Source organism: Burkholderia sp. Ac-20379, assembly GCF_017104645.1.
GTDB lineage: Bacteria > Pseudomonadota > Gammaproteobacteria > Burkholderiales > Burkholderiaceae > Burkholderia.
Genome location: NZ_JAAGPF010000230.1, coordinates 1 through 11690, shown reverse-complemented (window position 1 = coordinate 11690; position 11690 = coordinate 1). Strand labels below are relative to the sequence as shown.

10 protein-coding genes, 1 tRNA gene and 1 pseudogene are annotated in these 11690 nt (G+C 68.3%); 9 read left to right on the top strand and 3 right to left on the bottom strand.

Translation table 11 applies throughout. From position 1 onward, the window contains the following. The 9 genes and pseudogenes from G3N92_RS23845 to G3N92_RS23805 all read left to right on the top strand — a co-directional run. Positions 1-176: pseudogene (locus G3N92_RS23845) on the top strand (urocanate hydratase); the annotation flags it as partial. Between the two features lie 11 nt (positions 177-187). Further along, positions 188-817: a HutD family protein gene (locus tag G3N92_RS23840; RefSeq protein WP_206130044.1), complete on the top strand. Its 630-nt coding sequence runs from the start codon at positions 188-190 to the stop codon at positions 815-817. Positions 818-821: 4 nt separating this feature from the next. Beyond that, a complete protein-coding gene (hutI, locus tag G3N92_RS23835) occupies positions 822-2078 on the top strand; it encodes an imidazolonepropionase (protein ID WP_206130043.1) in 1257 nt (418 codons plus the stop codon). After that, positions 2075-3451 carry a formimidoylglutamate deiminase gene (locus G3N92_RS23830; protein ID WP_206130042.1) on the top strand — a complete coding sequence of 459 codons (1377 nt, stop codon included), beginning with the start codon at positions 2075-2077 and terminating at the stop codon, positions 3449-3451. Before hutI ends, G3N92_RS23830 begins: the two co-directional genes overlap by 4 nt. 35 nt (positions 3452-3486) lie before the next feature. Then, positions 3487-4290, top strand: a complete 804-nt coding sequence (gene hutG, locus G3N92_RS23825; RefSeq protein ID WP_206130041.1) for an N-formylglutamate deformylase — start codon at positions 3487-3489, stop codon at positions 4288-4290. Positions 4291-5194: 904 nt separating this feature from the next. After that, on the top strand, positions 5195-5995 hold the full coding sequence (locus G3N92_RS23820; protein ID WP_206130040.1) for a gamma-glutamyl-gamma-aminobutyrate hydrolase family protein: 801 nt from the start codon (positions 5195-5197) through the stop codon (positions 5993-5995). Positions 5996-6025: 30 nt separating this feature from the next. After that, positions 6026-7360: a glutamine synthetase family protein gene (locus G3N92_RS23815; RefSeq protein WP_206130039.1), complete on the top strand. Its 1335-nt coding sequence runs from the start codon at positions 6026-6028 to the stop codon at positions 7358-7360. A 42-nt stretch (positions 7361-7402) separates the two neighbouring features. Next, positions 7403-8836 (top strand): aspartate aminotransferase family protein, encoded by a 1434-nt coding sequence (locus G3N92_RS23810; RefSeq protein WP_206130038.1) that lies wholly within the window; start codon positions 7403-7405, stop codon positions 8834-8836. 198 nt (positions 8837-9034) lie between these two features. Further along, positions 9035-9493 carry a DUF2846 domain-containing protein gene (locus G3N92_RS23805; RefSeq protein WP_206130037.1) on the top strand — a complete coding sequence of 153 codons (459 nt, stop codon included), beginning with the start codon at positions 9035-9037 and terminating at the stop codon, positions 9491-9493. Positions 9494-9584: 91 nt separating this feature from the next. Here G3N92_RS23805 and G3N92_RS23800 read toward each other — a convergent pair. The 3 genes from G3N92_RS23800 to argA form a co-directional block, all read right to left on the bottom strand. Continuing rightward, positions 9585-9659: transfer RNA gene (locus G3N92_RS23800), tRNA-Val, on the bottom strand. A gap of 211 nt (positions 9660-9870) precedes the next feature. After that, on the bottom strand, positions 9871-10146 hold the full coding sequence (locus G3N92_RS23795) for an oxidative damage protection protein (RefSeq protein ID WP_206130036.1): 276 nt from the start codon (positions 10144-10146) through the stop codon (positions 9871-9873). Positions 10147-10195: 49 nt separating this feature from the next. Then, positions 10196-11563 (bottom strand): amino-acid N-acetyltransferase, encoded by a 1368-nt coding sequence (gene argA, locus G3N92_RS23790; RefSeq protein ID WP_206130035.1) that lies wholly within the window; start codon positions 11561-11563, stop codon positions 10196-10198. Positions 11564-11690: the final 127 nt, after the last annotated feature.

Here is an 11690-nt window from a genome sequence, read left to right as displayed (position 1 = left end):
AGCACTCGGGCGTGGTGATCGTGGCCGACGGCACGCGTGAGGCGCACGAGCGCCTCGGCCGCGTGCTGTTCAACGATCCGGCCACGGGCGTGATGCGTCATGCCGATGCCGGCTACGAACTCGCGCAAGAAACGGCGCGCGAGGCCGGCTTGAAGCTGCCGATGCTGGGCCGGTGAGCGAGGCCGCGATGCGAATCGAGCCCCGTGTTTCGCTGATCCGGGCTGACGCGCTCGTCGCGTCGCCGTGGAAGAACGGCGGCGGCGTGACGCGCGAGATCGCGGCCGAGCCGCCGGGCGCGTCGCTCGATGCGTTCGCGTGGCGCGTCAGCGTCGCCGACGTCGCGCAGCCCGGCCCGTTCTCGCGCTTTCCCGGCATCGATCGCACGCTGGTGCTGCTGTCCGGCGCCGGCATGACGCTGGCCGCCGAGGGCGGCGGGCGCACGCTGCTGTCCGAACCGCTCGACCGCTATGCGTTCGACGGCGAGCTTGCGCTGTCCGCCGAGCTGACCGATGGCCCCACGCGCGATTTCAACCTGATGACGCGGCGCAGCGCCGTCACCGGCCGTGTATCGGTGATGGCCGACGGCGCGGTGCTCGAATCGCGCGCACCATGCGTGCTGCTGTTCTGCGCGCGCGGCACGCCGGCCGTGGCGGTCGACGGCGGCGCCTGGCGGCAACTGGGCGCGCTCGACACCGTCCGCATCGACCTCGAACCCGATGCCATCGCCGTGGGCGCATCCGTGCAGTGCACGATGCAAGGCGACGGCGCGCTGCTCTGTATCGAACTGTTCCCGAAGGCGGCCGATCCGGCCGCATGACACCATGACCGCAACCGTCTGGCAGGACCTCAACCTTTGTGCGTCGGGCGACCCCGACGACACGATTTCCGATGCGGCGATCGCCGTCGATCACGACGGCACGATCGCCTGGCTCGGCCCGCGCGCCGAGCTGCCGGCCGCGCATGCGGGCTGGCCGCGCGAAAGCCTGGCCGGCGCGTGGGTGACGCCGGGCCTCGTCGATTGCCACACGCATCTCGTCTACGGCGGCCAGCGCGCCGACGAATTCGCGCTGCGGCTGGCCGGTGCGAGCTACGAGGAAGTGGCGCGGCGCGGCGGCGGCATCGTCTCGACCGTGCGCGCGACGCGCGAGGCCGATGAAGCCGCACTGTTCTCGCAGGCCGCCGCGCGCCTCGCGCCGCTGCTGGCCGAAGGCGTGACGGCGATAGAGATCAAGTCGGGCTACGGCCTCGATCTCGACACCGAGCGCAAGATGCTGCGCGTCGCGCGCCGGCTCGGCGAGCAGTTTCCGGTGGACGTTCACACCACGTTTCTCGGCGCGCATGCGCTGCCGCCCGAATATTCGGGCCGCGCCGACGACTACATCGATCTCGTCTGCGGCACCATGCTGCCCGCGCTGGCGGCCGAGGGGCTGGTCGATGCGGTCGACGTGTTCTGCGAACGGATCGGGTTTTCGCTGGCGCAGAGCGAGCGCGTGTTCGACGCCGCGGTGCGGCACGGGCTGCCGGTCAAGATCCACGCCGAGCAGTTGTCGAACGCGGGCGGCACGGCGCTGGCCGCGCGTTACCGCGCGCTGTCGGCCGATCACCTCGAATATCTCGACGAAGCCGGCATCGAGGCCATGAAGGCCGCGGGCACCGTGGCCGTGCTGCTGCCCGGCGCGTACTACTTCATTCGCGAAACGCAGTTGCCGCCGCTAGATTTGTTGCGCCGGCACGGCGTGCCGATCGCGATCGCCACCGATCACAACCCCGGCACCTCGCCGCTGTCCTCGCTGCTGCTGACCATGAACATGGGCTGCACGCTGTTCCGCATGACGGTGCCCGAAGTGCTGCTCGGCGTGACGCGCCATGCGGCGGCGGCGCTCGGCCAGAGCGGCCGGCACGGCCTGCTCGCGGCGGGCCGCGCGGCCGATTTCGCGGTGTGGCCGGTCGCGACGCTGGCCGAACTGGCGTACTGGTTCGGCCGGCCGCTGTGCGCGCGCGTGGTCAAGCGCGGCGCCACCGTGTTCCGGCGCGCGCCGCTGGCGCCCGCCATCAACGAAGGACATTTCACACGATGAATCAGGCGATGCTGTTTGCCGAACACGCGTTCCTGCCCGACGGCTGGCAACGCGACGTGCTGCTGAGCTGGGACGAGCACGGCATGCTGACCGAGGTGCGGGCGGGCGCCGAGTGCCCGCGCGGTGTCGCGCGCGCGCGCGGGCCGCTCGCGCCGGGCATGCCGAACCTGCATTCGCATGCGTTTCAGCGCGCGATGGCCGGGTTGACCGAATATCGCGCGAATCCGTCCGACAGCTTCTGGAGCTGGCGCGACCTGATGTACCGCTTCGCGCTGAAGCTCACGCCCGATGCGCTCGGCGCGATCGCGCGCTGGCTCTATGTCGAGATGCTGAAGTGCGGCTACACGTCGGTGTGCGAGTTCCATTACGTTCACCACATGCCGGACGGCGCGCGCTATCCGCGCCAGGAAGAACTGGCGCGGCGCGTGGTGGACGCGGCGCGCGAAGCCGGCATCGGCATCACGATGCTGCCGGTGGCTTACCGCTACAGCGGCTTCGGCGAGAAGCCGCCGCGCGACGATCAACGCCGCTTCATCAACGACACCGATCAACTGCTCGGCCTGCTCGATGCGTTGCGCGCGGGCGTGCCCGAACACGGCGGCCTGCGCTACGGCATCGCGCCGCATTCGCTGCGCGCCGTGTCGGAAGCGGGCCTGCGCGCACTGCTGGCGGGGCTGCCGGCCGATGCGCCGGTGCATATCCATATCGCCGAGCAAACGGCCGAGGTGGACGACTGCGTGCGCACCACCGGCATGCGCCCGGTGCAATGGCTGCTCGATCGCTTTGCCGTGGATCGCCGCTGGTGCCTCGTGCATGCGACGCATATCGACGAAGCCGAGACGGCCGCGCTGGCCGCGAGCGGCGCGGTGGCGGGCCTGTGCCTGACCACGGAAGCGAATCTTGGCGACGGCGTGTTTCCGGCCGTCGATTATCTTGCGCAGGGCGGTGCGATCGGCATCGGCTCGGACAGCCACGCGAGCGTGGATTGGCGCGCCGAGCTGCGCCTGCTCGAATACGGCCAGCGACTCGTGCGCCGCGAGCGCAACGTGCTGGCCGGCGCGGCGCAGCCGCAGGTGGCCGACCGGCTGTTCGCCGCCACGCTGGAAGGCGGCGCGCTGGCGGCCGGCCGCGCGATCGGCGCGCTGGCGGCCGGCAAGCGCGCCGACTGGATCGTGCTCGACCCCGATCATCCGTCGCTGATGGAGCGCGGCAGCGAAAGCTGGCTCTCCGGCGCGGTGTTTGCCGAGCATGGCGACACGCCGGTGCTCGATGTCTATACCAGCGGCGAGCGCGTGGTCGAAGCGCGTCGCCATCGCGACGAAGCGCAAGCCTATGCCGGCTATCGCCGCGCGCTTGCGGAACTGCTGCGCTGAAACCCGCCGCCCCATTCGACAAGGATTCCGAACCGATGAACGCCGTGGCCCAACCCGCCGTTTTCACGCTCCATCAGGGCAGCATTCCGCTGCTCGTCTCGATCCCGCACGCGGGCACGCATCTGCCCGACGACATCGCGCGCACCATGACGCCGGTCGCGCGGCACGTCGACGATTGCGACTGGCATCTCGAACGGCTCTACGGCTTCGTGCGTGCGCTCGGCGGCTCGGTGCTCGCGCCGTCGCACGCGCGCTACGTGGTCGATCTGAACCGCCCGCCCGACAACGCGAACCTCTATCCGGGGCAGGACACCACGGGCCTCGTGCCGGTCGATACGTTCGACAAGGACGCGCTGTATCCGGCCGGCGGCCAGCCCGACGAGGCCGAGATCATGCGGCGGCGCGATCGTTACTGGCTGCCGTATCACGCGGCGCTGAAGGACGAACTGGCGCGGCTGGTGGCCGCGCACGGGCGTGCGTTGCTGTGGGAGGCGCACTCGATCCGCTCGCACGTGCCGCGCTTCTTCGAGGGCCGCTTGCCCGATTTCAACTTCGGCACGGCCAACGGCGCGAGCGCCGCGCCGGGGCTCGGCGAGGCGCTGGCCGAGGCCGTCGCGCGGCACGGCGCGTTCACGGCGGTGGCGAACGGCCGCTTCAAGGGCGGCTACATCACGCGTCAGTACGGTGCGCCCGCGGCAAACGTCGATGCCGTGCAGCTCGAACTGTCGCAGATCACCTACATGGACGAGACGCGCCCTTACATCTACGACGAGCGCAAGGCCGAGGCCGTCGTGCCGTTGCTCGAAACGCTCGTGAAGACGGCGCTCGCCTATCGTTGAGCGCGGCGGGCGGTGCCATGCCGCCCGTTTTTCGTCGCAGGCGGATTGCGCCGATTCCGGCTCGGTGCACTTTTCGGGCGCGCCGCCACCTGTCGCGGCCGTTGTCCGATGTGCGGGCGCCAAGCGCCGTTCGCGCCCCGCGAATTTTGAAACCGGTTTGACGGCTTGCCGGAATCCGTTAAGCTGATCGACAGCAAGCCGTCATGTCGATCGCACCGGCCCGGGTCATGCCCGTTTCAGCCGGTCTGCGCGCGGTAGCCGATGCGCGCAGCGCCACGATCGTCGCCGACGGCCAGCCGGCGTGTCGAGCGCTCGTGCGAATTCTTCTCCCGCGGGGCTCGGCGCGTTCACTCCGTCAAACAGTCAGTCGAGTGTGATCGTGAGAGTCCTTGGCCCCCTGGTCAGACGGGATCGACGTTGCGTGGCGGCGCCGCCGCACGCGGCGTCGTCCCCCGCGCCGGGCTACGGCGAGTACCGCGCTAGCCCAAACCTGCCTATCTTCGGCGTCCTGTCGCGACGCTGCATGCGCCGCTTCAACGTCGGCGCGGCCCGCGCGCATAGCGCGCTGCGGCCGTATCACGCCGCTTCATTGTTGCCCTAGCGCCTCTGCATCCGGTGGCTTGCCGCCGCGTTGCGCCGCGTCCCGCGGCGGCGCGCCGCCTGCTTCGCAGGTCGTGCCTGCCTTCGCGACGCAGCGCAGCGCCGCCGCGTTCGCATCGCGATGCCGCGGCATCGCGGGCTTCGTGTCGGGGCCAGCCGCTGCACCGTCTCGTGCCGTTGCACATCGCCGTCGCGCGCGGTGTGTGCTGTTCGAGGCGTTCGCACTTCCGCCTGTGAAATGCATACGCCCGCGCGCCGTTGGCGCGGCGGCGTATCCGTTCGCGTCTCCTGAACCGGAGGCTTCATGAGTGCATCCCGATCCGGCAAGCCGCTGGTGGCCGTCAGCGCCGATCGCGCGATGGCCGGCCCGCATCCGTCGCATTCGGCCGGAGAGAAATATATCGATGCCGTCGTCGACGGCGCCGGCGCGCTCGCAGTCGTGCTGCCCGCGCTCGGCAGCCGGCAATCCGCCGCCGATCTGCTCGATGCGATCGATGGCCTGTTGCTGACCGGCAGCTATTCGAACGTCGAACCGCAGCGCTACGCCGGGCCGGCCAGCGCGCCGGGCACGCTGCACGACGCCGCGCGCGACGCCACCACCTTGCCGCTGATCCGCGCGGCGATCGACGCCGGCGTGCCGGTGCTCGCGCTGTGCCGCGGCTTGCAGGAGTTGAACGTGGCGTTCGGCGGCACGCTGCACGCGTGCGTGCACGAGGTGCCGGGCCGGTTCGATCACCGCGAAGACAACGCCGCGCCGCTCGACGTGCAATACGGCCCCGCGCACGCGGTCCGCATCGTGCCGGGCGGCCTGCTGGCGCGCATCGCCGGCGGGGCGGCCGAGGCGCAGGTCAATTCGTTGCATGCGCAAGGCATCGACCGGCTCGGCGACGGCCTGCTGGCCGAAGCGCTGGCGCCCGACGGGCTGATCGAGGCGATCGGCGTGCGCGACGCGCCGGGCTTCGTGCTCGGCGTGCAATGGCACCCGGAATGGCAGTACGCGAAGCATCCGCTCTCGCGGGCGATTTTTGCGGCCTTCGGCGAGGCATGTCGCGCCCGAAGGCGCACCGCGGCCGCTCAGGCCGCCAGTGCATCGACGCGTGCGTGAGCGCGCCGATGCCTATTCAACGAGGCTCCCATGCAAGACCTTGATGATTTCATGAAGCAGCACCGGATCACCGAAGTCGAGGCGATCATTCCCGATATGGCCGGCATCGCGCGCGGCAAGATCATTCCGCGCAACAAGTTCGAAACCGGCGAATCGATGCGGCTGCCGCAGGCCGTGATGGTGCAGACGGTGACGGGCGATTATCCCGAGGACGGCTCGCTGACCGGCGTGACCGATCCCGACATGGTGTGCGTGCCTGACCCATCCACGATCTGCCTGATCCCGTGGGCCGTCGATCCGACCGCGCAGGTGATCCACGATTGCGTGCATTTCGACGGCACACCCGTGGCGATCTCGCCGCGCTACGTGCTGCGCCGCGTGCTCGATCTCTATCGCGCGAAGGGCTGGCGGCCGGTGGTGGCGCCCGAGCTGGAGTTCTATCTGCTCGAGATGAACAAGGATCCGGATCTGCCGCTGCGTCCGCCGATCGGCCGCACGGGGCGCGCCGAAACGGGCCGTCAGTCGTATTCGATCGAGGCCGTCAACGAGTTCGATCCGCTGTTCGAGGACATCTACGAATACTGCGATCTGCAGGGGCTCGACATCGACACGCTGATCCACGAAGTGGGCGCCGCGCAGATGGAGATCAACTTCCAGCACGGCGACGCGCTGTCGCTGGCCGATCAGGTGTTCCTGTTCAAGCGCACGGTGCGCGAGGCCGCGCTGCGCCACAACATGTACGCCACGTTCATGGCCAAGCCGATGGAGAACGAGCCGGGCTCGGCGATGCATATTCACCAGAGCCTCGTCGACGTCGACAGCGGGCGCAACCTGTTCGTCGACGCGCAAGGCGAATCGACCGACATGTTCCGCAGCTACCTGGCCGGGTTGCAGAAGTACACGCCGGCGCTGATGCCGATCTTCGCGCCGTACATCAACTCGTACCGGCGGCTGTCGCGCTTCATGGCCGCGCCGATCAACGTGCAGTGGGGCTACGACAACCGCACCGTGGGCTTTCGCATTCCGCATGCGGGGCCGGCCGCGCGGCGCATCGAGAACCGCATTCCGGGTGTGGACTGCAACCCGTATCTCGCGCTGGCCGGCACGCTCGCGGCCGGCTATCTCGGCATGACGCAGCAGTTGCAGCCCACCGCGCCGCTCGCGGCCGACGGCTACAACCTGCCGTATCAACTGCCGCGCAACCTGGAGGAAGGGCTGACGCTGATGGCCGCCTCCACGCCGCTCGCCGAGATCCTCGGCGAGAAGTTCGTGAAGGCCTACCTGACGCTGAAGGAAACCGAATACGAGGCGTATTTCCGCGTGATCAGTTCGTGGGAACGCCGCCATCTGCTGCTGCATGTCTAACGCCATCGCGGCGCCTCGGCGCCGCCACACGGAGGACCCATCATGACCCAACGCATCGGCGAATCCGCCTATGTTCAAACCGTGCAAGCCGCGGCTCCGGCCAGGGCCGCGGCACGCTCCACGGCCGAATACCGCGCGCTCGACGCCGCCCATCACCTGCATCCGTTTTCCGACATGGGTGCGCTGAACGCCGCCGGCAGCCGCGTGATCGTCGGCGCGCACGGCGTGCATCTGCAGGATTCCGACGGCAACCGCATCGTCGACGGCATGGCCGGCCTGTGGTGCGTGAACGTCGGCTACGGCCGCGAGGAACTGATCGAGGCCGGCGCGCGCCAGTTGCGCGAGCTGCCGTTCTACAACACGTTCTTCAAGACCACCCATCCGCCCGTGATCGAGCTGTCGGCGCTGCTGGCCGAGATCGCGCCGCCCGGGTTCAATCGTTTCTTCTATTGCAACAGCGGCTCGGAGGGCAACGACACGGTGCTGCGCATCGTGCATCAGTACTGGCTCACGCAGCGGCAGCCCGGCAAGAAGTTCGTGATCTCGCGGCGCAACGGCTATCACGGCTCGACGATCGCGGGCGGCACGCTCGGCGGCATGGATTACATGCACGAGCAGATGCCGTCGAAGGTCGAGCACATCGTCCATATCGATCAGCCGTATTTTTTCGGCGAGGCGGCCGGCGGGCAAACGCCCGAGGCGTTCGCGCTCGAGCGTGCGCAGCAGCTCGAAGCGAAGATCCTCGAACTCGGCGCGGACAACGTGGCCGCGTTCATCGGCGAGCCGTTCCAGGGCGCGGGCGGCGTGATCTTCCCGGCGTCGACCTATTGGCCCGAGATCGAGCGGATCTGCCGCAAATACGACGTGCTGCTGGTGGCCGACGAGGTGATCGGCGGCTTCGGCCGCACCGGTGAGTGGTTCGCGCATCGGTATTTCGGCTTCGAGCCTGACCTGATGACGCTGGCCAAAGGGCTGACGAGCGGCTACGTGCCGATGGGCGCGGTGGCGCTGTCGGATCGGATCGCCGATGCGCTGATCGAGCACGGCGAGTTCAACCACGGCATGACGTATTCGGGGCACCCGGTTGCGGCGGCGGTGGCGGTGGCGAACCTCAAGGTGCTGCGCGACGGCGGCGTGGTCGATCGCGTGAAGCGCGAGATCGGGCCGTATTTCCAGCAGCGCTTGCGCGACGCGCTGGCGGGCAGCCCGATCGTCGGCGAGATCGCCGGCGCGGGGCTGGTGGCCGGCATCCAGCTCGCGCAGGATCCCGCCGCGCGCAAGCGCTTCGCGAACGGCGGCGAGGTCGGCACGATCTGCCGCGACTACTGCTTCAACGGCAACCTGATCATGCGCGCGACCGGCGACCGCATGCTGCTCTCGCCGCCGCTCGTGGTGAGCCGGCAGGAAGTCGACGAGATCGTCGACAAGGCGGCGCACGCGATCGCCTCGACCGCGAAGCAGATCGGCATGGCGTGAGCGATCTGCCGCTGCGGCAGCCGTTCGCCGCCGAAACGTCGCGCGATCGTGACAGGACGCCGTGTGATTGTTTCGTATTGTTAAGGATGCGTCGTATCGCGGCGACGGCTGTCGCAAGGCCGAGACGGATCGTCTATGCTGCTTGCATCGAGCTGACGCGAAGCACGGCGGACAACGGACACGATCGGAGGAATCGCGATGAAGTGGAGCTGGCGGACGAGCGGTGCGGTGACGGTGCTGGCGGCAACGCTGGCGATGGCGGGATGCGCATCGTCGGGGCCGCAGAAGCCGGTGTATCGCGACATGTGGGCGTCGGTGCCGCCCGCGGCGGCGGGGCGGGGGCGTATCGTGCTCTTCCGTCCGGCCGCGCGGCTGGGCGGCGTGAGCGGCGACCAGGTGAAGATCAACGATCAGTTGATCGGCGAATTGCCGAGCGGCGGCTTCTTCTTTGTCGATGCGCCGGCCGGACAGTACGTGATCACCACGTCGAGCGCGCCCGACAAGCCGTTGACGGTGGATCTGCCGCAGGGCGATACCAGGTACGTGCGCCTGCAGGTGCCGTTCGCGCTGATCGCGGGGCCGCTGACGCCAACGCTCGAACGCGAGCCGGCCAAGGCGCGCGAGGCGCTGACGATGCTGCACTACGTGGGGAAATAGGCGATTGGCGCCCGAAACGGGCGCGCAAAGAAAAACGGCCTGAATCGCGAGATTCAAGCCGTTTTTGCTAGGCGTTGCCGCCTGAATTCTTTGGTGGGCGGTACTGGGATCGAACCAGTGACCCCTGCCGTGTGAAGGCAGTGCTCTACCGCTGAGCTAACCGCCCAAAGAGCCTTGAATTATGACTAGGCTTAGTTACTTCGTCAAGCCTTTTTTCGTCTCATTCCATCCGGCGGGATGCGATTCGTGCCGTGGCTCGAACCGAGGCGTGATTCTATCGGGATCGTTCGCTTTTTTCCAGCGTTATTTCACATCTTTGTCGCAGCGGGTGCGCAGCGAGACGAATGTGCGCCGCAAAGCGTTGTCGGCCCGCGCTATCAGCCTTGCGTCGGCGGCACGAAACCGGTTGCCTGATCGGCGCCTTCGCCGAAGAAATACTTCTCGGTCTGCTTGATCAGGTACTGGCGCGCGCGCGGGTCGGCCATGTTCAGGCGGTTCTCGTTGATCAGCATCGTCTGCTGCTTGAGCCAGCCCTGCCAGGCTTCCTTCGAGATGCTGTCATAGATGCGCTTGCCGAGTTCGCCCGGCAGCGGCGGAAAATCGAGGCCTTCGGCTTCCGTGCCGAGCTTGGCGCATTGAACCATACGGGTCATCGTGAACTTCTCCTGTAATCGACGGGGGAATTGGCGCGCGTTGCGCCGCTCAGAGCTGCTTCATCAGCACGAGCGACTTGCGCTGCCAGTTATAAAGTTTGCGGCGGTCTTCGGGCAGGTCTTCCACGCTGACCTTCACGAAGCCGCGCTTCAGGAACCAATGCTCGGTGCGCGTCGTGAGCACGAAGATCCGCGTCAGGCCGCGCGCGCGCGCCCGTTGCTCGATGCGCTTGAGCAGGCGCTCGCCGTCGCCCGAGCCTTGCGCTTCGGGCGCGACGGTCAGGCAGGCCATTTCGCCGATCTTTTCCTGGGTATACGGATAGAGCGCGGCGCAGCCGAACAGCACGCCATCGTGCTCGATCACCGAGAAGTGATCGATGTCGCGCTCGATCTGGTGGCGGCCGCGGCGCACCAGCGTGCCGTCGGTTTCGAGCGGCTCGATCAGCGTCAGGATGCCGCCGACGTCGTCCGGCGTGGCCTCGCGCAGGCTTTCCAGGTTCTCGTACGAGATCATGGTGCCCACGCCGTCGTGCAGGAACAGTTCGAGCAGCACGCTGCCGTCGAGCGAGTGGGGCACCAGGTGCGCCCGCGCCACGCCGCCGCGGCAGCCGCGGATCGCATGCTTCAGGTAGAACGCCTCGTCGCCCTGCACGTTGCCCGAATCGAGCAGATCGGCGGCCGCGTCGAGCGACATTTCGCGGATCAGCTCGTTGTCGGCGTCCATCACGCCGAGCTCCTCGGTCAGGAAGATCAGCTTGTCGGCGCGCAGCGCGATCGCGGCGGCCGAGGCGACGTCTTCCATCGACAAATTGAACGCCTCGCCGGTGGGCGAGAAGCCGAGCGGCGAGAGCAGCACCAGCTTGCGGCTCGCCAGCGAGTGGCGGATCGACTCGGCGTCGATCTTGCGGACCACGCCCGTATGCTGGAAATCGACGCCGTCCACCACCCCGACCGGCCGCGCCGTGACGAAGTTGCCCGACACCACGCTGATGTGCGCGTGCGCCATCGGCGAGTTCGGCAAACCCTGGCTGACCGCGGCCTCGATATCGAGGCGGACTTCGCCGGCCGCTTCCTTCGAGGATTCGAGCGCACGCGCGTCGGTGATGCGCAGGCCGTGCGAGAACTCGGATTCCACGCCGTGCAGGCTCAACTGTTCCTCGAGTTGCGGGCGCGAGCCGTGCACCAGCACGATCTGGATGCCCATCGCCTGCAGCAGCGCGATGTCGGCCACCATGGCGTTCAGCAAACCCTGTTGCACCACTTCGCCGCCGAAACCGACGACGAAGGTGCTGTTGCGGAACTTATGGATATAGGGCGCGACGGAGCGCATCCAGTCGACGAACTGGGCGTGGCTGATCGCGGTCGCGTCGACGGGCGACGACGCCGGGGCGGCGGGGAGGTCGGTTTGGGAATTCATGGGCGGGATTATAATGCGCCCCCATGTCGAATGTACCCAAAAGCTCCGCACCGAAGCGTACCGATGCGCCGGCCGGCGACGCGCCGCAGGCATCGCGCCCGGAGCGGCGCCCGCAAGCCGCGCCGTA

Coding starts and splice junctions, on each gene's coding strand:
- G3N92_RS23815 (WP_206130039.1), top strand. CDS start 6,026: ATGCAAGACCTTGATGATTTCATGAAGCAGCACCGGATCACCGAAGTC.
- argA (WP_206130035.1), bottom strand. CDS start 11,563: ATGAATTCCCAAACCGACCTCCCCGCCGCCCCGGCGTCGTCGCCCGTC.
- G3N92_RS23810 (WP_206130038.1), top strand. CDS start 7,403: ATGACCCAACGCATCGGCGAATCCGCCTATGTTCAAACCGTGCAAGCC.
- G3N92_RS23805 (WP_206130037.1), top strand. CDS start 9,035: ATGAAGTGGAGCTGGCGGACGAGCGGTGCGGTGACGGTGCTGGCGGCA.
- G3N92_RS23820 (WP_206130040.1), top strand. CDS start 5,195: ATGAGTGCATCCCGATCCGGCAAGCCGCTGGTGGCCGTCAGCGCCGAT.
- hutI (WP_206130043.1), top strand. CDS start 822: ATGACCGCAACCGTCTGGCAGGACCTCAACCTTTGTGCGTCGGGCGAC.
- G3N92_RS23795 (WP_206130036.1), bottom strand. CDS start 10,146: ATGACCCGTATGGTTCAATGCGCCAAGCTCGGCACGGAAGCCGAAGGC.
- G3N92_RS23840 (WP_206130044.1), top strand. CDS start 188: ATGCGAATCGAGCCCCGTGTTTCGCTGATCCGGGCTGACGCGCTCGTC.
- hutG (WP_206130041.1), top strand. CDS start 3,487: ATGAACGCCGTGGCCCAACCCGCCGTTTTCACGCTCCATCAGGGCAGC.
- G3N92_RS23830 (WP_206130042.1), top strand. CDS start 2,075: ATGAATCAGGCGATGCTGTTTGCCGAACACGCGTTCCTGCCCGACGGC.